The 20,705-nt window shown below is 37.0% G+C and carries 17 protein-coding genes; 3 read left to right on the forward strand and 14 right to left on the reverse strand.

The window, feature by feature from the left end:
* The first annotated feature begins 178 nt into the window (after nucleotides 1–178).
* Both AB1422_06255 and AB1422_06260 read left to right on the forward strand, forming a co-directional pair.
* A complete protein-coding gene (locus AB1422_06255; GenBank protein MEW6618936.1) occupies nucleotides 179–721 on the forward strand; it encodes a hypothetical protein in 543 nt (180 codons plus the stop codon).
* A 514-nt stretch (nucleotides 722–1,235) separates the two neighbouring features.
* Nucleotides 1,236–1,991, forward strand: coding sequence for a hypothetical protein (locus AB1422_06260; protein MEW6618937.1), 756 nt, complete (start codon nucleotides 1,236–1,238; stop codon nucleotides 1,989–1,991).
* A gap of 60 nt (nucleotides 1,992–2,051) precedes the next feature.
* Here AB1422_06260 and polA read toward each other — a convergent pair whose 3' ends face one another.
* On the reverse strand, nucleotides 2,052–4,709 hold the full coding sequence (gene polA, locus AB1422_06265; protein ID MEW6618938.1) for a DNA polymerase I: 2,658 nt from the start codon (nucleotides 4,707–4,709) through the stop codon (nucleotides 2,052–2,054).
* A gap of 425 nt (nucleotides 4,710–5,134) precedes the next feature.
* Between polA and AB1422_06270 the strand changes: the two genes are divergently transcribed.
* Nucleotides 5,135–5,344: a hypothetical protein gene (locus AB1422_06270; protein MEW6618939.1), complete on the forward strand. Its 210-nt coding sequence runs from the start codon at nucleotides 5,135–5,137 to the stop codon at nucleotides 5,342–5,344.
* A gap of 791 nt (nucleotides 5,345–6,135) precedes the next feature.
* Here the strand turns inward: AB1422_06270 and pyrF are convergent.
* The 13 genes from pyrF to AB1422_06335 all read right to left on the reverse strand — a co-directional run bounded on the left by pyrF (nucleotide 6,136) and on the right by AB1422_06335 (nucleotide 20,157).
* Complete coding sequence (gene pyrF / locus AB1422_06275; GenBank protein MEW6618940.1) at nucleotides 6,136–6,837, reverse strand: orotidine-5'-phosphate decarboxylase; 702 nt, start codon at nucleotides 6,835–6,837, stop codon at nucleotides 6,136–6,138.
* 45 nt (nucleotides 6,838–6,882) lie between these two features.
* Complete coding sequence (locus AB1422_06280; GenBank protein ID MEW6618941.1) at nucleotides 6,883–7,770, reverse strand: dihydroorotate dehydrogenase; 888 nt, start codon at nucleotides 7,768–7,770, stop codon at nucleotides 6,883–6,885.
* 242 nt (nucleotides 7,771–8,012) lie between these two features.
* Nucleotides 8,013–9,260 (reverse strand): dihydropteroate synthase, encoded by a 1,248-nt coding sequence (gene folP, locus AB1422_06285; GenBank protein MEW6618942.1) that lies wholly within the window; start codon nucleotides 9,258–9,260, stop codon nucleotides 8,013–8,015.
* Between the two features lie 48 nt (nucleotides 9,261–9,308).
* Nucleotides 9,309–10,202, reverse strand: coding sequence for a hypothetical protein (locus AB1422_06290; protein MEW6618943.1), 894 nt, complete (start codon nucleotides 10,200–10,202; stop codon nucleotides 9,309–9,311).
* Nucleotides 10,203–10,381: 179 nt separating this feature from the next.
* Nucleotides 10,382–10,663, reverse strand: a complete 282-nt coding sequence (locus tag AB1422_06295; GenBank protein MEW6618944.1) for a nucleotidyltransferase domain-containing protein — start codon at nucleotides 10,661–10,663, stop codon at nucleotides 10,382–10,384.
* A gap of 85 nt (nucleotides 10,664–10,748) precedes the next feature.
* Entirely contained in the window at nucleotides 10,749–12,353 is a 1,605-nt protein-coding gene (locus AB1422_06300; protein MEW6618945.1) for a response regulator, read from the reverse strand.
* Between the two features lie 12 nt (nucleotides 12,354–12,365).
* Nucleotides 12,366–12,755, reverse strand: coding sequence for a response regulator (locus AB1422_06305; protein ID MEW6618946.1), 390 nt, complete (start codon nucleotides 12,753–12,755; stop codon nucleotides 12,366–12,368).
* Nucleotides 12,756–12,757: 2 nt separating this feature from the next.
* A complete protein-coding gene (locus tag AB1422_06310; protein MEW6618947.1) occupies nucleotides 12,758–15,028 on the reverse strand; it encodes a GAF domain-containing protein in 2,271 nt (756 codons plus the stop codon).
* A 95-nt stretch (nucleotides 15,029–15,123) separates the two neighbouring features.
* The gene (gatA, locus tag AB1422_06315; GenBank protein MEW6618948.1) at nucleotides 15,124–16,593 is read right to left on the reverse strand and encodes an Asp-tRNA(Asn)/Glu-tRNA(Gln) amidotransferase subunit GatA; all 1,470 of its coding nucleotides are present in this window, start codon (nucleotides 16,591–16,593) and stop codon (nucleotides 15,124–15,126) included.
* Between the two features lie 410 nt (nucleotides 16,594–17,003).
* Nucleotides 17,004–18,542: a YifB family Mg chelatase-like AAA ATPase gene (locus tag AB1422_06320; GenBank protein MEW6618949.1), complete on the reverse strand. Its 1,539-nt coding sequence runs from the start codon at nucleotides 18,540–18,542 to the stop codon at nucleotides 17,004–17,006.
* Nucleotides 18,536–18,664, reverse strand: a complete 129-nt coding sequence (locus AB1422_06325; protein MEW6618950.1) for a hypothetical protein — start codon at nucleotides 18,662–18,664, stop codon at nucleotides 18,536–18,538. Before AB1422_06325 ends, AB1422_06320 begins: the two co-directional genes overlap by 7 nt.
* 438 nt (nucleotides 18,665–19,102) lie before the next feature.
* On the reverse strand, nucleotides 19,103–19,474 hold the full coding sequence (locus AB1422_06330) for a YraN family protein (protein MEW6618951.1): 372 nt from the start codon (nucleotides 19,472–19,474) through the stop codon (nucleotides 19,103–19,105).
* Nucleotides 19,475–19,503: 29 nt separating this feature from the next.
* Nucleotides 19,504–20,157: a ribonuclease HII gene (locus AB1422_06335; protein MEW6618952.1), complete on the reverse strand. Its 654-nt coding sequence runs from the start codon at nucleotides 20,155–20,157 to the stop codon at nucleotides 19,504–19,506.
* Nucleotides 20,158–20,705: the final 548 nt, after the last annotated feature.

Raw genomic sequence — 20,705 nt, forward strand, 5'->3', positions numbered from 1 at the left:
ACGATCTTGAAGTAAAAATACTCGAATATATCATGCATTGGAACAATTTTTGGGCTCATCCATTTGCATGGACGTATAATGGCAAACCCCTTAAACTGTGAAAGAACTTAGCTAACACGGTACTACTATTTCGCCTGAGTATGATTATACCAATAACAAATTTACAGAAATAGAGACAGTGGTAACCTCTCTTGACCCGAATGATAAATTAGTTAGCCCGCAAAGGTATATTCGAGATAATGAGTTGCTTAATTATACCATTCGCTTTGAGAATCAGGCAACCGCCACTGCCAGTGCTATCCTTATTACCATTGAAGACCAATTATCTTCTAACCTGGACTGGACGACGATGAAGTTTGGTCAGATAAAGATAGACGATACAATCTATACCCTTGAGAATTTTGATAGAGGTAGTTTGGCTTGTAGTTATGATGTAGGGAGTGGAAGTATTCGCTGGGAATTTGACTTTAAGACCGGGGCGCAAGGATTGCCACCAAATATCGTTTCCCCTGAGGGTGAAGGATATGTCAGTTTCAGTGTTAATGCCAAACAAGGATTAGTGGCAGGAACGGAGATTACTAATCAGGCAAGTATTCGATTTGATTATAACCCATCGATGGATACACCGCCAGTAACCAATATCGTTGATTTGAATAAACCAACTTCGACAATGACACCACTGCCTGCAACTCAAAGTAATACCTCATTTGTTGTTTCCTAGACAGGGACTGATACAGCTGGTAATAAATCTGGTCAGATAGAAAATTACACTATCTTCGTCTCGGATAACAATGGCACCTGGACAAAATGGCTGGATGAGACGGTGGCGACATCTGGCACATTTACCGGGATGACAGGACATTCATACAAATTCTATTCTCTGGCCAAAGATAGGGCTAAAAATGATGAGGTAAAAACACCAACAACAGAGGCACAGACAAGTTTAACTATCCCCAGACATCTTACCATAGCCACATTATCTACTACTCAGATACTTGTTGGTCAAACCTTATCACTGACATTGTCTATTTATGATACTTTAGGGAATTTAGTCACTGACTATGTTGGCACAGCCACACTGCAGGATAAATTAGGGGTTCTCGGAGAGGCAGTATTTAATGGCACCGCTACCTGGACAGGTGAGATAATTATTCCACAAATACCTAATGGCGGAACTAATGCCATTATTGTATCTGCCCCCTGGGGTTGGGGATGGAGTGAGCGATATATTGCTTATGGGTTTGGATTACGATGTGGGTGGAACAGTAACCTTATGGACACCAGGGATAGGAACGACAACGATTGGCTTTGGCTCGGGAACATTTATTCAAAGCTGGGACTTCTACATCATCATTAATTGTATCACGCCGGCAAATATTCCTGATAATGGGATAAGGGACTTTGTCCGCGAGATTTTGGCTTATAATGCCTATGATAGAAATACACAAATTACTGGCACTTTTACAAGAACTGCTTATCTTGAAATACCATATCCTGATGCTGACCAAAATGGATTTGTGGATGGAACAGCCGTTAAGGAAAGCACATTACGACTCTATGTCTGGGAAAATGACCAATGGCAGGAGGTGAGAACTTCAGGGGTAGATACACATAGAAATGTTGTCTGGTGTCAGCTCAACCATTTATCAACCTTTATGCCGATGGGGATTTTAGTTGCTCCTTCAACATTAGGCAATGTGGCTGTTTATCCCAATCCATTTAAACCAAATAGTGGCCTGGGGCATGAGTATATTACCTTTGGTAGTAAGCGTGAGATTAATCGGAGACTGACTTCGTATGCGACTATCAAGATTTATACCGTTGCGGGTGATTTAGTCAAGACATTAGAGGTTACACCGCAAGATAATGGGCAGAAGATATGGTATGCGGATAATGATGCGGATTATAAGGTTGCCAGCGGCGTGTATATATACTTGATTACCAATCCACAGGGCGAGAAATGCATTGGTAAGTTGGCGATTATCCGGTAATTTTATCCGCAGATTACGCAGATTTTCGCAGATTTAATAATCTGTGTCCTCTGCGGAGCGTTATATTTCCCCCCAGTTCTTTCCCCAATGAATATCAATCTTTATTGGCACTAAAAATTGTCCTGCACCCTCCATACACTCTTTAACTAAGCCACTTATTTCATCCAGATTTTCTTTTTTAACTTCAAAGATTAATTCATCATGAACCTGAAGAAGCATTTGGGCTTTTTGACGGTCTAATTTTTTATAAATGTTGAGCATGGCGATTTTAATCAAATCAGCACAAGAGCCTTGAATAGGCATATTAACTGCCTGGCGGTATGCAAATTCACGCAATTGCCTGCTTTCAGAGTTGATTTCAGGTAAATATCGCTTTCTTCCCCACAAGGTTGAAACATATCCCTTTAGTTTTGCCTCCTCAATAGTTTTATCAATATAGCTTTTTACCCCGGGATACCTTTCAAAATAGCGACTAATTATCTCATTTGCCTGCGTTGGGCTAATCTTTAATTCCTGACTTAATCCATAGGCACTCATCCCATAGGTAATGCCGAAATTAACAACCTTTGCGGCACGACGCATCTCAGGAGTAACCAAATCCGGGCTGCCACCAAATATTTCAATTGCTGTCTGAGTATGAATATCCTCATCATTGCGAAAGGCATTGATTAATCTTTCATCCAGGCTAATATGGGCTAAAAGCCGCAATTCTATCTGAGAATAATCCGCAGAAAGTAACAGGTAACCTTCATCCGCAATAAATGCCGCTCTTATTCGATTACCCAGTTCGGTGCGAATAGGAATATTTTGTAAATTAGGCTCGCTTGAGGTCAATCTTCCGGTTGCGGCAATCGTTTGATTATAAGAGGTATGAAGTCTATGGGTGATAGGATTGGTCAAGGATATTAATGCCTCAACATAGGTAGATTTTAATTTGGATACCTCTCGATATTCCAGAAGTTTATCTGGCAATTCATGATAACAACTTAATTCCTTTAAAACCTGTTCATCAGTTGAAAATCCAGTTTTAGTTTTCTTTTTCACCGGCATTTTAAGTTTCTCAAATAATATAAATCCCAGCTGTTTGGGTGAATTAATATTAAATTCTGTTCCCGCAAGGATATAAATCTCCTTTTCTAAATCATTCAACCTTTTGCCAAATTCTTGCGAAAGTTCTTTAAGATAATGAATGTCAATTTTGATACCATCCTGTTCCATCTGTGCCAGGACATCAACTAATGGCATCTCTATTTCTTCAAACAAAGAGATAAGATTTTCTTCATTTAATCTGAATCTTAGTATTTCATCACCTAGTCGATGTATAAAATCTGCATTTGAGCAGGCATACTCTCCTACCTGCTGAATTTCTACAGCAGATATAGATGTTCCCTTAGCCATTATATCTTTAGCCGAGGGTTTAGTAATTCCATAATAATTTAAGATTATCTCTTCTAAATTATGTTTTGCCGTAGAATTTATAAGATAGGAAGCAATCATGGTGTCGAATTTTGTTCCTTTGAGTCTAATTCCCTGATTAGTTAGAATAATTAGTTCATATTTAATATTTTGCCCAAGTTTCTTTGTATTCTTTGCTTCTAAAAAAGGTTTTAGTGCCTCCAGAACATATTCCTTTTTTAACTGTGGGGGTGCTCCCGGATATTCATGTGCAATAGGAATATAGTATGCACAATAGGGTTTGAGGGAGATTGCAATTCCAACTATTTGAGCATTCATAGGATTTATAGCGGTAGTTACTAAATTAATACTAAATGAAGAGGTATTTTTCAGGGAATTTAGTAATATTTGAAACTTATCTTTATCCGCAATTATATGATAGTCTCCTGACACCTCTTTTTTATACAGCCCAAGTTCTTTCAGGAGTTTTTTAAATTCTAATCTATTCAGTATTTCAAATACTTTTTCTTTGTCATAATCTTTTATTTTACAGGCTTCTAAATCTACCTCGATAGGAACATTGGTATCAAGCGTAACCAATTCTTTACTCATAATAGCACTTTGTGAGTGTCCGTTAATGTTTTCACGAAGGTTTTCATTAGAAACCTGATTAAGATTATTAAGTAAATTTTCTATGCCTCCAAACTGCTGGATGAGTTTAACTGCCGTTTTTTCGCCTACTCCTTTGATTCCTGGAATATTATCTGAGGTATCTCCAGACAGACCGAGGAGATCAATGATATTATGAGGTTGGACACCAAATTTTTCATTAACACCCTGAACATCATAAAGCACCGTTTCTGATAGCCCTTTTTTAGTTGCCAGGACCTTTATTTTATCATCCACAATTTGCAAAATATCCTTATCCCCGGAAACGACAACTATTTCATCTACCTCATTCTCATACCTTTTGGCTATTGTGCCAATAATATCATCTGCTTCATATTCACCCTTTGCAAATATGGGGATATTAAATGCCGAGATGACCTCCATAATAAGTGACATCTGGGATTGCATTTCACCAGGCATCTTCTGTCGTTGAGCTTTATATTCAGGATATTTTTTATGTCTAAAGGTAGGGACTTTAGAATCAAACACAACTGCCAGGTATTCTGGCTTTTCTTCTTTGATTAATTTTAGGAGCATAATGGTGAAGCCGTAAACGGCATTGGTGGGTATGCCTGTAGAAGTTGATAATAACTTAATAGCATAAAACGCTCGATAGATTAAACTATGCCCATCTACTAAAAATAACCTTTTCATTAAATTTATTTCAATTTTACCATTTAATAAAGGTTCTGTCAATAGAAAAATTGGTAACCGTTCAGGTGGTAATTTACCGCAGAGACGCAGAGAAACAGAGAGGAAAATATCTTTTTTTTCGTGTTTTTCGCGTTTTTCGGTGTTTAAAAAGGCTTAAAAACAGTTAGTCAAAAGTCCGTATTAAAAGATTAATAAACAACGAAAGACCCGAAATGCACAAAAAAAAGGAAATTTCTGTCTCTGGTGAATAGATTTTAATTTTTTCTCTGCGTCTCTGTGTCTCTGCGGTGAACGGTTACAAATTGAAGATGTGGCTATTTTTCTGTTGACAATTCTAATAGGTTATGATAACCTAAATAGGAAGTTAGGGGTGTGTGTAATAAAAGCAGGTAAAATTGGACACGCCCCCGAAGGTGAGATAAATTATGAGCACTAAAATAGGTAATCCAGCGGATGTGGAGGGGATGTTTGAGGTAATAAAATTAATAGAGGAATTACGCGATATATTTCGGCAAACCGCTCCACTCCATATTCTCAATTCTCAACAAAAACAACAGGCAAAACAATTATTATCCACGGCTAAAAATATACTGGATAAGGTAGAAAAGTCCCTGTGCGGTTATAGCGATTATTAACTGGAAGTCTACATAGGATAATACCCATAAATAAGGCATGAGAATAATCGTTCCGTTAGGAACATAATATCGGTAGGAATAGATAGACAAATCAATCAGTTCCGTAGGAACGATATATTGGTAGAAAATTTATGGAAAGCCATTTACCGATATATTGTCCCTATGGGACAATATTTGTATGATATTTATTTCGTAACTATTCACCATTCACAATTTCTTCCCTAAATTTCCTTAATAATGGTGAATGGTGAATTGTCAATTGTGAATTGTGAATTATCACTCTTCACGGTGTCAAGCAAACCTGGCCCAAGAGTTCGATGCACCGCTATAGCGCATCCAATGACTCTATTCGATAATTCATCAAATTTCACTTCGTGCTCTCCGTCCCCTTCGTGGTGAATAGTTACTTTATTTCTACCGATATGTTGTCCCTATGGGACATTATAGCGGTTATTAACTGGAAGTCTACAGAGGATAATGCCCATAAATAAGGCAGGAGAATAATCGTTCCGTGAGGAACATAATATCGGTAGTCTTACCATGAGAATAATCGTTCCGTTAGGAACATAATATCGGTAGGAATAGATAGACAAATCAATCAGTTCCGTAGGAACGATATATTGGTAGAATTAAAGAGATGGATGTTTGTTCAAAATCTTTCTTTTTTTCTGTGAATAGGCTGAAGGCGAAAGGCTTAAGGCTGAAGATTTTTTATCCTATATCCTTCAGTCTTCAGCCTACTTTTTACTTTCTCCTCCCTTTTATCCGTGCTCATCCGTGTTAATCAGTGGCTAAACAGTTATCTCATCTCTAATTTGCTTCACTACTTTGATGGGATTTTCGGCGGCGATTATCGGTCTGCCAACCACGATAAAATTTGCTCCTGAGTCTATCGCCTGTTTTGCCGTTGCTATTCTTTTTTGGTCATCCAGGATACCGGCAGGTCTAATTCCTGGTGTAACAATAATAAAATCTTGTCCACATTCCGTTCTAATCGCCTTAATCTCATGACTTGAGGCAACTACTCCATCAAGTCCTGATGATTTGGCTAACCTGGTTAAAGTAATCACTTCATCATTCAAATCCTTTTCTATCCCAATTTCTTCAAGCACATCTGAATCTAAACTTGTCAGGATAGTTACTCCAATGACTAATGGTTTTGGTTGAAATTGTGCAAGTGTTTTAACTACACCTTGCATCATCTCCTTGCCGCCGAGGGTATGAATAGTGAACATAAAAATACCTATTTTAGCCACTATTTTTGTTGCAGAAACCACCGTATTTGGAATATCGTGATATTTCAGGTCTAAAAATACCTTACCACCTTTGTCATGAACCATTTTAACCGCCTCAGGTCCTGCGGCTGTAAATAACTGAGCCCCAACCTTAAAAATTGTAACATAATCTTTTAATTGGTTCACTAATTTTTCTGCGTCTTTCAAATTATCAACATCTAAGGCGACAATTAGCCGTTCTTCTGATTTTAGTTGCATTATTACCCTTCCTTTTTTTCTCCTGGTCAGAGAAATCGGTCTAACTTATTCGATTAGTCTGGCTTTTTTATTTTCTCTCAAATAATTTTCTATCCCTGCAATAATCTTTAACGGGACTTGCGGGTCAACGAAATTTGCCGTGCCGACTGCGACTGCGGTTGCTCCAGCAATGATGAATTCTAAGGCATCGGTGGTGTTCATAATTCCGCCCTGCCCAATAATGGGGACATGGACGGCCTTTGCGACCTCAAAGACCATTCGGAGTGCAATTGGTTTGATTGCTGGTCCGGACAACCCACCAGTAATATTAGCCAAAATAGGTTTTCGGGTATTAACATCAATCGCCATTCCCATGATAGTATTGATTAAAGAGATGGCATCTGTGCCCGCATCTTCGGCGGCTCTGGCAATTACTTTTATATCCGTAACATTTGGAGATAGCTTGGTGATTAATGGAACTTTGCTCACCTGACGAACATTGCTTACCACTTGATATGTCAGGGAGGAATCCTGCCCAAATTCCAATCCCCCTTTTGCCACATTCGGACAGGAAATGTTAATCTCCAAACCATCTACTAATCCATCTAACCTTCTGGCTAATTCAACATATTCCTCAACCGTCTTCCCGGCAATATTGGCAATCAGCGGGGTATCGAATTGCCGCAGGTAGGGTAATTTTTCCTTGATGAATTTTTCTACCCCGACATTTTCTAAACCAATGGCATTAAGCATTCCGCAGGGAGTTTCTACAATGCGAGGTGGAGGATTACCCTGGCGTGGGGCTAATGTAATTCCTTTACTCACAATTGCCCCGAGTTTATTTAAATCAATCAATTGAGCGTATTCCTCGCCATATCCAAATGTGCCGGAGGCAACCATCACTGGATTTTTCATCTTTATACTGGCAATATTTACTGTTAAATCAGGGTTCATTCTTTTCTCCAATCGCCTATCCTCATGAAAAAATAGTTCACACCTTATTTCTTCAATCCTGAACCTTCCCGAATAATCGCGACCGTTCAGGTGGTAATTTACCGCAGAGACGCAGAGGAACAGAGAAGACATAGAAATAAAGTAACTATTCAGCCATTGATTAACACGAATTAGCACGGATAAAAAAATAAAATCAGTGTTTCATCTATGTCCATCTGTGGCTGAATAGTTACCAATAGATTTTAATTTTTTTTCTCTGCGTCTCTGTGTCTCTGCGGTGAACAGTTACGAATAATCGCATCAAGCATAAGTGCTACTCGCCTGGCAGATTTAACATCATGCACGCGAAGGATATTTGCTCCATTTAATATCGAAATTGCCACTGTCGCCAGAGTCCCTTCTAATCGCTCTTCAACCGGTAAGTCCAGAATTTTACCAATAAACGATTTTCGTGAAGTGCCAATTAAAATTGGTAAGCCAGGACTTTTGAATTCTCTTAATCTTCTTAAAATCTGTAGATTATGCTCCACCGTCTTCCCAAATCCTATTCCGGGGTCGATAATAATCTTTTCTTTATCTATTCCAGAATCTTGAGCAAATTTAACTCTTTCTCTAAGATAAAGTATAATTTCAGAAACGACACATTTATATTGAGGGTTTTCCTGCATATCTTGTGGTGTGCCTTGAATATGCATCAAGACAACAGGGACTTTATATCCAGCGACTACCTTTGCCATATTCATATCAAATTTTAAGGCACTAATATCATTAATGATATGTGCCCCTTCAGCCAAACAGGCTTTTGCGACCTCTGATTTATATGTATCTATGGAGAGCGGTAAATCAATATTTTCTTTAATAAGCCTTTTTACGATTGGTATGAGTCTTTCTAATTCTTCTTTTACCGAAGACGGTTTGGCTCCCGGGCGTGTAGATTCCCCACCAATATCAATTATATCTGCCCCTTCTTCCTTCATCTCAAATGCCCTTTTAATAGCCTTTTCAGGTTCATCATATTGTCCACCATCTGAAAAAGAATCTGGCGTTACATTTAAAATACCCATAATAAAAGTTCTTTGGGCAAGGTTAAATTGGTATTTTCCACAGACTAACTTGAAGTCATCCTTAATAAAATTATTTAATACCTCTTCAATCTTATCGGCGAGGTCAGATAGTCCAAAATATTGGGATTGAAGTTTGCTGATTAATCTTTGATAATGTTTTAAGCTACCTATGAGCAGGACATCTGTGGTTTTGCAGTTGAGAGAGATGGCGTCTTTAGTTAGAGCCGCCTCACCGCCGATGGAAAGCATTTCTTGTTTAAGGATAAGGGCAGGTTTTAGAGCAACATCTTCTAATTTTATCACCCGGCATACTGCTTTTTTCGCCATTAAATCAATTCCTTTAGGGTCAACACTTATCTTTTTCATCTCATCACAGATTTGTTTTTCATTATAGATTTCTAAAACTCTGATTTTATAATCATTCATTTCGTTATCACCTCATAGAGGGTAGTTCAGGGTAACCTTTGTCAACTTTTATCTCTTCAAAAACTTAAATAACGGTAGTCTTTGCGTTTTAAATCGCCTATTTTTATCAAACAGGTGATATTGAATAGGTTCACTGCCATAAATACAGAGATTTTTATATCTATCGGTATTTTGACAAAAACAACAAATGCCATTTTCCTTAGGTTTAGCAAGGCATTCGTTATCGCAATAAAAACAATCAGCGATAAATACGATAATAGCCCAATAAAAATCATCCTTTATATCATAAATTTGCTCTTTTGATAGATTAAGTTTATCTTCTTGATTTAATTTATTAATCTCGTTTTCAAAACATTCCACAAGATGCCCACCTGTCCTGACCGCAAAGAAATCACCCAGAGTTTGCTCTGCTAATTCTTCTGGAAAATCTTCAATAGTTATTCCATTCAGGAAGATTTGCTTTTCAAATAATGCACTTCCATCCTCAATATAATTAATTGGACATCGCACTTCACAGCTATAGCATCTATTTACCTTTTCGTAACAAAGCGGGATAATGTTGTTAACTAATTGGTCTATAAGTATTTTGGGTGAAATAAATAAATTAGAAATCTTTGGCAGAAAATTATTAACTATTGCGCCCGTAAGATTGGCTACTTCGAAGACAAAATTATCAATTTTGGTTGGTTTTTTGGGGTCAACATATCTTTTTAGAAATTCTTCTCCCGATATAAGAATAGGAATCTCTTTTTCTAATATTTCTTTTTGGTTTGTCTTTTGTAATTCATAGAATTCGCCTTTAACTAAGTAAGGGCAATTTTGTGGGCAGTTGATTTCAATTGTTCTTTTTTTACCACAGCATAAAGAGCATATCTGGTTATTTAATGCCGGACACCATCTTTTAGCCTTTGTATTTCCACAAGATAGACAAATAGTTTCCATAATTTTCCCCTCCCGATTAATTTTTAATTTTAAATCACCCAGATTGGTATTTTTTAGAAAGTTCTGCTATTCCACACGAAAAAAAAGATATTTTCCTCTCTGCGAACTCTTGCGTCTCTGCGGTAAAGGATTACCTGAACGGTTACGATTTAAGATATAGTCATTCTGGGTCATATAAGTCATAATGGCACCCCTTCACTTAATGCTATTCGGACGAATGGATTGGATGTATCTTTAGCTATGACAAGGTCAATCTTCTGCTCGCCTAATAATTCATAAAGATTCAGGCGAATTTTTCTTTTATGCTCATTAGTTAGTTTGTTTGACCAGATAAGGATATCTATATCTCCACCCCTCTGGGTATCATCTACCCGTGAGCCAAAGAGATAGATTTTTGCCTCCAGGTCTATCTTCATAATGGTAGATTTAATTGCACTTATTTCCTCAGATGATAATCTCATAAGAAACACTCACTATCCTGCGTCGGCTTACAAAAGGGAATAACAAACAGTTTGAAATTGCAGGCTAACCACCACTTTGTATCTATCATTTTTTATCCAGTCTTTCGCAGATTAAGGAGCTTGAAAGAAGGGCATGTCTTAATCGTTCTTTCTTAATATTAGGGTATCTAATCATATTAATTGTATGGTAAAGAAGTCCAATATAGTATTCATAAATGTTGTTGCATGGTTGAACAAAACTATGTGCCAGATTTCTCAAATCCTGGATAACCGCAAAAGCTTTGTTAAGTTCTTCAATAGGACTTTTAAAACTGTATGGTTCATCAAATTGCTCTGGACTAACTAAAGATTTTTCAAATTCATATAGGGTTTCTATATTGCTTGTTTCAAGGTAGTTAAATTTAATGTCAGCCTCTAATTCTACAAAGTCTCTTAAGATGTGTCCATAACCCGTTCTGAAAAAATCAATCAACCATGTATGCCCATCCTCATCAACCAGGATATTCTTTCCATTCAAATCACCGTGGGTACAACAGCGATAAGTAGGAAAAGAAAAAAGTTTATCCTTTAACCAAACAACCGGGTTAATAAAATCTTTTTCTAAACCCGAAAAGTTAATCAGATGTTTTCCTTTATACTCTGAGAATATCTTTTTAAGGGCGTCGTCTAAGTCTTTCTGGTCACATCCTAATTGTTTTTTATATGACTCCTTAAGATTCAAATCTTGCGGATTACCTTTATTGCGATACCACAATTCACAAGTCTCTTTAAAAAGATCCTTCAAGACCCGGGTAATATTCACTTTATCGTTTTTACCATAGTATGTTCTAAAATCACAAATATCTTTGAGGGTTCTACCAACAAGGGTATATCCTATTCCACCAAAATTTTGGGTATAAACAACTTCTCCTCTCTTAGTGCATCGCCGGGTCAGATATGGTGCTACATAGTTGTCATAGTTTCTCTCTTCTGTCTCGATTGCCTTCCGTCCTCCAAATTTAACCACAAGAGGAGCACCTACTCCCTGGTCACTCCGACCTGGTGTTACCCAAACTACCCCTGTTCCACTGTAGCCCTTTGATGATAGAACAGAGATGATAATCTTATGTTCTTTATAAAACAGCCTTTTAAATATTTCTCCTAACTCTCTACTCATCCTCTTTTTTTCTTCCTCAGAGTCTTTCCCTTTGATAAAAATTTCCTCCAGCAAAAATTCAAAAGCCTTTTCATCTTCTAAATTGGTAATAGTTACACCTGAAGAAAGTTTCTCTTCCAACCTGACTTTAAGGTTAAAATTAATCTTTATCACCTTATTGAAAGCATCTTCGATTGTCTCTATCAAACTTGAAGGTGGGTCCTTTTTTGAAATATAATCAAATGCAATTCCTCCAAAACGAGGACTTCTTGCCATTCGCCCTGTTTCATAACTATCAAATCCTGTCAAGATAATCTTTGGTATAATTGAATCAATTCTCTTTGCCAACTCTATTCCGCTAGTGTCTTTATCATCATTATGGTCGATGAGTTTTAAATCAATTACTGCTAAATGAACCCGTTCCTTTTTTAACAATTCCTTTGCCTCATCTGGGCTCCCCGCTGAAAAAACCATATATCCTTGTTGTTCTAAATTAAACTTCCACGCATCCAATTCTGAAGATTCATTATCAACTAATAAAATTCTTTTTTCCATACTTATCCCTCCTTATTTATGAGCCAGAGAAGGTTTTATTTTAAGCCCTTCTTGTATAGTTTTTAGCAATTTACTCTCATCAAACGATTTGCTCAGATAGTCAATAGCCCCTATTCTAAAGATATCTCTTCCTTCTTTCCATGAAGGAGAAGCCGAGACAACAACTACTCGTTCCTCCGGGTGTTTTTCTAAAATTCGCCTGAGAGAGACTGTTCCGTCTGGACCTGAAACATAAAAATCTAAAAATACTAAACCATATTTTTGAGAATCTAATTTTTTTAGAGCTTCATCTTCATTATGAGCTATATCCAATTTGTAACCGTGGGTAGAAAGCATCTTTTTGAAAAATTCTGACCACCAGGGTTTATCATCTATGAGTAAAATTCTTGCAATCCTTTTCATCTTCATCTCCTTTTGATAGGCAAGTAGAGGGTAAATGTTGTTCCTTTTGACCCTGTTGATGTTAACTTTATATTGCCTCCATATTTTAAAAGGATGGTCTTTACCAACAGTAAGCCAACACCATTTCCTTTTGCTCCTCTGACTTGGTTTTTAAAAAGTTGAGATTTAATCTTTTCTGGTATCCCACCGCCTGTATCACTAACTTCTATTAAAATTTCACCTTTTTCTTCTTTACAAATAATAGTTAATTTTCCTTTCTCTGGCATTGCCCTCAGGGCATTTTTGATTATGTGCTCAAAGGCAATTGTCAACCAGGTATTACTGGCAATTATACGAGTCAATTCTTTTGATGGCTTTGGACGATTGACTTTAATCTTCAGCGGGGGATTGCATTTCTTAATTACAGCATCAAATATCTCATCAATAGAAACTTCTTCTTCTACATCCTCAGATGGTAGATCAGGTGCTATCTTTATTATTGCTTCAGCATCCTCATCTATTCTCTTAAGTCTGTCAAGGAGAACCTCTTTCGAAAGAGCAAATTTTTTTTCAAGTGTATATACATTTGTCCTTATGGCATTAACCTTTTGAGTTATATCGTGCATCCAACTTGCCTTTACAATACCCAACCAGGCAAGGGTATTAGCTGCTGAAAGTTGGTCTTGAGCCTCCTGTAGTTCTTGATACTGTCTTGCCTTTTGGATAGCAATTGATGCCTGACCTGATAGTAACTCAATAAATTTCACATTATCTTCATCAAAGGCATCTAAAATAGAATGTTCGAAATTAAAAACCCCTATTAATTCTCTTTCTTTATTTAGAATAGGAACTGCTATCTCAGATTTAGTAGAAGGATTAAAGGAGAGATACCGTCGGTCTTTATTTACATCGGGAATTCTCATAGTCTTTTTCTCCTTTGCTGCATAGCCAACAATTCCCTCTCCAATCTTTATTGGATTCCAAGATTTTTCTGTTTCTAAACCTCGCCTAACTTTGGCTACTAATAATTCCCTCTCCTCAAGCAACCTTGCACTTGCTGAATGAGCACCCGTCTTTTCTAACCCCTTATCTAATATTAACCCTAATATTTCCTTTATATCTAAAGTTGAATTGATTACTTTCCCAATTTCATAAATTGCATTTTGAATCTCAAATTGCTCAGCATTGTGAATAGCAATTACTGCTTGTCGAGAAAGAGATTCAATCAAACGTTTATCATCTTCATCAAAGGCACTAACTTTTGGACTCTCAAGATTAAATATTCCTATCAATTTCTTCTCATCACCCAGTAATAAGGGCACGGCCAATTCTGATCTTACCCCTGGAATCATTTCTATATACCATTCCTTCCACCTTTCTTCTGTAACATCTCGTATTAAAAGAGATTTCTTTTCTTTTGCAACTAAACCAGTAATGCCTATCTCACCAATCTTTGCTCTTTTATCCTTTCTCTCTTCAGGTACTCCAATACTTTGCTTGATAACTAACTCTCCTGTAGATTTATCTATAGACTGAATCATAGCATAAATTTTTACATCTTTATGTCTTTTTGCAATTAGCTCAACCCCTTTATTCAAAATTAGTTCCAATACCTTCTCAAGATTTAATACAGAACTAATAATTTCGTCAATGTGTTGTAATGCCTCAAGTTCCTTAACTCTCTCACTCAATTTTTTATCTGTTTGGTCAAATAGTCTTGCATTATTAATGTCTATTGCAGAAAAATCTGCTAAAGCCTCAAGGAGTTTTTGATTATTCTCATCAAAAGCACCAATATTCGGGCTTTCAACATTAAGCACACCTATTAATTTATCTTGAAATATCATTGGGACGGCTAACTCTGATTTCATATTGGGAAAGACCTCTATGTAGCCTGAATCTTTAGCCGTTACATCAGAAACCAGAATCGTTTTTTTCTCTTTGGCTGCCCTACCAGTAATCCCCTCTCCAATCTTCTGAGGCGGTGTTTTTACTCCTTCTGGAATAATTACATTATAGGTTAATTCAGTCTTCTCTTCATTCAACATCCCTAAGGTTCCATATTTAGAATCTGTAAGTTCTAATGCCTTTTGAAGGATAAGTTTTAGAACTTCTTCCAACTTGAGTTCAGAGGTCAATATCTTTCCTATCTCATAGAGAGTTTCAATTTCTTGAACCCTTCGGTTAAGTTGAGTTTGACTTTTCTCTGTCATCCTTGTTCTCCTGAAAATAGGAAGTAGAGAGTAGAAAGTAAAGAAAACATCACTCCTCACGCTTATCTCCCTATCTCCCACCTTCTATCTCCTACCTACTATTTTCATCCTCATTTGTGAGCCAACGGTTCATGGCCGTTCTCCTGAAAATAATATATCAATAAAATAAAAAAAAGTCAATCCTTTTTTAAAGGAGGTCTTTTTAAATGATGTTCTGTATTCTGTTCAAAGGTGTAGGCTACTTGTAATAGTTTCTCTTCTCCAAATAATGGGGCTAAAATCTGTAGTCCAACAGGTAATCCATCCTGTGTCCATCCAGAGGGAATAGATATCCCCGGGACACCAGTTAAATTAGCAGAGATTGTAAGAATATCAGATAAATACATTTGAATAGGGTCAGATACCCTGGAGCCAATCTTAAAAGCAGGTGTTGGTGAAGTTGGGGTAATTATAACATCACATCTTTTAAATACCTCTTCAAAATCTTGCTTAATCAATGTCCTTACCTTTTGTGCATTTAAATAATAGGCATCATAATATCCCGCAGATAAGGCATAGGTGCCAAGCATAATCCTTCTTTTGACCTCATTTCCAAAGCCTTGTGTTCTTGTCTGCTCATACATATCCATCAACTCTTTTTCTGGAACCCTAAGTCCATACTGAACGCCATCATATCGAGCTAAGTTAGAGCTCGCCTCTGCTGGGGCAATAAGATAATATACTGCCACACAATAGTCTGTATGGGGTAGGGATACTTCTAACACCTCTGCCCCTAACCCTTCCAACAATCTAATTGCTTTGTCAATACTTTCCTTAACCTCAATATCTATCTCTTCTCTAAAATATTCCTTAGGGATACCAATCTTTATTCCTGAAACATCATTGATTAAAGATTTAGTATAATCTGGTGCAGGAATGGGAGTAGATGTAGAATCATTTTTGTCATAGGTGCAAATAAGATTAAGAAGTAAGGCACAATCAGTAACATCTTTGGTAATTGGTCCAATTTGGTCTAATGAGGATGCAAAGGCAATTAATCCATATCTTGATACCCTGCCGTAGGTAGGTTTAAATCCTACTACGCCACACAAAGCCGCTGGCTGGCGAATAGAACCACCGGTATCAGAACCTAAGGCTAAAATTGCCTCATCTGAAGCCACAGCCGCCGCAGAACCACCACTTGACCCCCCTGGTACTGTCTCTAAATTCCATGGATTTTTAGTAGTCCCAAAGCATGAATTCTCAGTAGAAGACCCCATGGCAAATTCATCCATATTGGTCTTGCCGATGATAATTGCACCTGCTTCTTTTAATCTTTGAATGACAAAGGCATCATAAGGGGGGATGAAATTGTAGAGGATTTTTGAGGCACAGGTAGTTTTTATACCTTTAGTGCAAATGTTATCCTTAATGGCAATGGGAATGCCTGCCAACGGATGTATCTGTTCTCCCTGGGCTATTTTTTTATCTACCTCTTTTGCCTGCTCAATTGCCTCATCAAAACAGGTGGTGATGTAGGCATTTATCTTTGAATCTAAAGCCTCAATTCGACTAATGACGGATTCTGTTACCTCTACTGATGTAACTTCTTTGGATTTAAGCAGGTTATGAATTTTATGTGCAGTTAGGGATGCTAATTCACTCAATTTTTTCACTCTCCAATTATTCGTGGCAATTTAAAGAACTGAATTTTCGTAACCGTTCATTTTATTATACCATTGATTCCTTGTAAATGCAACAATTTTTATTTCACCAGGGTAATGCGTCAGTGAAATGGGGGAACGATACTAACCACGAAAGCACGAAATAAAGAAAATGTAACCGTTCAGGTAATCCTTTACCGCAGAGACGCAGAGAAACAGAGAGGAAAATATCTTTTTTTCGCGTTTTTCGGTGTTTAAAAAGGCTTAAAAACAGTTAGTCGAAAATAAATATTAAAAGATTAATAAACAACGAAAGACCCGAAATGCACAAAAAAGGAAATTTCTGTCTCTGGTGAATAGATTTTAATTTTTTCTCTGCGTCTCTGTGTCTGTGCGGTGAACGGTTACCAATATTACTTCCATAAATTTCTATCTAAACTGCGATATTGGATGGCTTCAGAGATATGTGTGGCGGTGATTGTATCTGTGTTTTCTAAATCACTGATGGTGCGGGCGACCTTTAATACTCGGTCATAAGTACGGGCTGAAAAACCTAATTTATCAATCGCTGTCCGAAGTAATTCTTTCCCCTGGTCTTCTACCTGACAATATTTTTTAATCTCACGGGGTCCCATTTGACTATTAGCATAAACCTTTTGATGAGATGAATCTCTTTGTCGTTGAATCTGACGGGCTTTATTGATTCTTTCACGGATGACCGTTGATGATTCTTCTTGAGTTTCCCCTTCAAGGTCTTTATACTTCAGACCGGGCACTTCAATATGAATATCAATTCTATCCCACAGCGGCCCTGATATTTTCGCCAGATACTTTTGTATTTGAGTTGGGGTGCAACTACATTCTTTTGATGGGTCGGTTAGATTTCCACAAGGACAGGGATTCATTGCCGCAACCAACATAAATGAGGCGGGAAAGGTAAGCGAAGTGCTTGCCCGTGAGATAGTTACCAGACCATCTTCTAAAGGCTGTCTTAGTGATTCTAAGACATTGCGGGGAAATTCTGGCAGTTCATCAAGGAATAAAACACCATTGTGAGATAAACTTATCTCTCCTGGTTTAGGAACCTGGCCACCGCCGACTAATCCGGCATCTGAAATGCTGTGATGTGGTGCTCGAAAAGGCCGCGTCGTGAGTAAAGAACATTGATGAAAGACTAATCCGGCAATGGAATGAATCTTGGTTGTCTCAATCGCCTCGGATAATGATAATTCCGGTAAAATAGTTGGTATGCGTCTGGCTAACATTGTTTTCCCTGAACCTGGTGGTCCTATCATCAAAATATTATGTCCTCCAGCACAGGCAACTTCTATTGCCCTTTTGACATGAGCCTGTCCTTTTACCTCACAGAAATCTAAATCATATTTAGAGGTTTGAGAAAATAAAGCCTTAATATCTACGATATGCGGAGAGATACTTAATTCACCCGCAATAAATTTTACTGTTTCATATAATGTTTTAACTGGATAAACATTTATTCCTTCAACTACAGCGGCCTCTGGGGCATTGGCAAAAGGAACAATCAGGTTTTTAAATCCAGCCTCTTTAGCCGAGGAAGCAATCGGCAGTGCTCCTTTAATCGGTTTGACCGCTCCATCCAGGGATAATTCACCAACAATGAGATATTGAACTAAGGCTGTGGCAGGAATTTGTTGGGTAGTGGCAATCATCGCCAGGGCAATTGGCAGGTCAAAAAACGCACCTTCTTTTTTTATCTCGGCTGGGGCTAAGTTGACAACAACTCTTTTATTATACGGAAATTGACATTGCGAATTAACAATAGCAATCTTAACACGCTCTTTGCTTTCTTTCACCGCAGAATCAGGTAATCCCACAATATTAAAATAAGGCATAGAACCAGTGGCATTTACCTCGACCGTAACAATATATCCATCTATACCTGATAATCCAGCACTATAAGATTTGGCTAACATTTATTCCTCAAGAAAAGGTTATATACCGTTTCGCCTTTTCTCTCATCTCCTTTATCCTCAAATTCAAACAATTTCGCCCCATTGAAAGTAATAGAAAACTCCTTCTTTAATCTTTCTATCATCAAATATTTCTAACAAACGATTCTCCATTTAATTCTTACTCCTCATAGAGTTCTGCAAAACTAAGAAACTGTAGTTTTTAAGCGGGTATTTAAAAACCTCTATTTTTATCAATTTCCTCCAAAGAGCAAAATGCAAAAAGCAAATATAAAAATTACATATCAAAATGTAAAATTATCCGACCTGTGCAGTTAGAGATTACAGAAAAATATCTATAACTTTCTCAATAAACATATCGCTCCTACGGAGCTAATTTGATGTTGAGACGATAAATCTATAAACATCTCGCCCTTACAGGGCTGAATATATTTTATAAACTCCGTTAGGAGTGATATATTTGTAGACTTTTTGAAATTTGATTTGTAATTTTGCATTTTGATATTTAATATTTGATATTTATTTGTTGTCTCCCCCAAATCCTATTTTGCAGAACCCTATTCTTACTCCTCAAGATAAAAGGCATCTTTTATTAATTCAATTTTAGGTTTTTGGTTTGGCCGCCAGGTGATAGCCACAATATCAAATCGACAATCAATATCCTGTAAATTTTTCTTTGCAAGATATTCTAAGGCGACTTTACCCATCTGTCTTTGTTTACGAATATCAACGGCTTCTTGCGGTAGTCCAAATTCTTCACCTCGACGCGTTTTTACTTCAATAAATGCTAAAACCTCCTGATTTTTAGCAATAATATCAATTTCCCCGGAGCGGGTTTTATAATTCTGTTCTAATATTTTGTATCGATGTCGTTTTAAATGTTTTAAAGCTAACGCCTCTCCTTTTTCTCCTAATTCAATTCTTTGTTTGGACATAGGGATATTAAAACCTCATAAAAAAACCTTTAATTTCGTGAAGCCCTCTTACACATAGATTTAATTGGTTCAAAAGATTTTCGGTGTATCGGACAAATACCATATTTTTTAATTGATTCAATATGTAAAGAAGTTCCATAGCCTTTATGTTTAGCAAAGCCATATTGCGGGAATTCTTTATCATATTCAATCATCATTCTATCTCTTATTACTTTGGCTAATATTGATGCAGATTGAATGGAAATACTCAATTGGTCGCCCCGAATGATAGGTTTTTGTGGAATGTCTATAGAAGGAATTTTTAGTCCATCGACAAGTAAGAAATGTGGTTTTGACTTCAAAGAATCTATCGCCTTTTTCATCGCCAGGTGAGTTGCTCGTAAAATATTAATCTCATCTATTATCTCTTCATTGACAATACCTATTCCCCAATCAATAACTACATCAGAAATAGTCTTAAATAATCTTTCTCGTTGTTTGGGGGATAATTTTTTAGAATCATTTATGCCCGGTATTTTAGCCTCTTCTGGTAAAATTGCTACCGCGGCTACTACCGGGCCCGCTAATGGCCCTCTACCAACCTCATCTATTCCACCTATTAATTCATAACCTAAAGAAGATGCCTCTTCTTCATATAGGCAAAGTTTTTTAAAGGGATAATTTTCATATTTTGATGGGGCCATTGTATCGCCTCCTTATTCAAAGTAAGCGTTTCAGGTATGGTAAGAAAAGGATGAAATATTAGTATTTTAACAATCAATTAGTCAACCATCAAACCATCAATTATTAAAATTTTACCACACCTTCCTTAAAAAGTCAAGAGGCTGACCGAGAATTTTTTAAAAAATATCCACCTGTGCGGTTAAATGTAAAATGGATAATGTAAAATGAGAAATGTAAAATGAAAATGTATAACTGAAAGGTAATGCGTCTTGCGAAGTCCTAAAATTTGGTGGTGTCTGAAAATAACTCTAATAGTGAAATCTATGCAGATTTGGTGTCCAAAAGGGATTTCCTCCAAAGAGCAAAATGCAAAACTCGTTTATAGTTTATAGTTTATGGTTTATAGTTTATAGTTTATAGTCTATAGTCCTTCAACTATCTACTATAAACTATCTTTGCCAAAGTTCAGTAAAATTATCTCTTTCCTTTCAGCGTTAAAATACTTGAAGCAAAGATATTACCAAATTCCTCCAACTCTTTGAGAAACCCTGCTACTTCCTCTTTGAAA

Source organism: bacterium (genome assembly GCA_040757115.1).
Taxonomy (GTDB): Bacteria; UBA9089; CG2-30-40-21; order CG2-30-40-21; family SBAY01; genus JBFLXS01.

Bases quoted from the DNA above. Each gene is read 5' to 3' on its own strand.
- AB1422_06260 (MEW6618937.1), top strand. From the start codon at position 1,236: ATGGGTTTGGATTACGATGTGGGTGGAACAGTAACCTTATGGACACCA.
- polA (MEW6618938.1), bottom strand. From the start codon at position 4,709: ATGAAAAGGTTATTTTTAGTAGATGGGCATAGTTTAATCTATCGAGCG.
- AB1422_06270 (MEW6618939.1), top strand. From the start codon at position 5,135: ATGAGCACTAAAATAGGTAATCCAGCGGATGTGGAGGGGATGTTTGAG.
- pyrF (MEW6618940.1), bottom strand. From the start codon at position 6,837: ATGCAACTAAAATCAGAAGAACGGCTAATTGTCGCCTTAGATGTTGAT.
- AB1422_06280 (MEW6618941.1), bottom strand. From the start codon at position 7,770: ATGAACCCTGATTTAACAGTAAATATTGCCAGTATAAAGATGAAAAAT.
- folP (MEW6618942.1), bottom strand. From the start codon at position 9,260: ATGAATGATTATAAAATCAGAGTTTTAGAAATCTATAATGAAAAACAA.
- AB1422_06290 (MEW6618943.1), bottom strand. From the start codon at position 10,202: ATGGAAACTATTTGTCTATCTTGTGGAAATACAAAGGCTAAAAGATGG.
- AB1422_06295 (MEW6618944.1), bottom strand. From the start codon at position 10,663: ATGAGATTATCATCTGAGGAAATAAGTGCAATTAAATCTACCATTATG.
- AB1422_06300 (MEW6618945.1), bottom strand. From the start codon at position 12,353: ATGGAAAAAAGAATTTTATTAGTTGATAATGAATCTTCAGAATTGGAT.
- AB1422_06305 (MEW6618946.1), bottom strand. From the start codon at position 12,755: ATGAAAAGGATTGCAAGAATTTTACTCATAGATGATAAACCCTGGTGG.
- AB1422_06320 (MEW6618949.1), bottom strand. From the start codon at position 18,542: ATGTTAGCCAAATCTTATAGTGCTGGATTATCAGGTATAGATGGATAT.
- AB1422_06325 (MEW6618950.1), bottom strand. From the start codon at position 18,664: ATGATAGAAAGATTAAAGAAGGAGTTTTCTATTACTTTCAATGGGGCG.
- AB1422_06330 (MEW6618951.1), bottom strand. From the start codon at position 19,474: ATGTCCAAACAAAGAATTGAATTAGGAGAAAAAGGAGAGGCGTTAGCT.
- AB1422_06335 (MEW6618952.1), bottom strand. From the start codon at position 20,157: ATGGCCCCATCAAAATATGAAAATTATCCCTTTAAAAAACTTTGCCTA.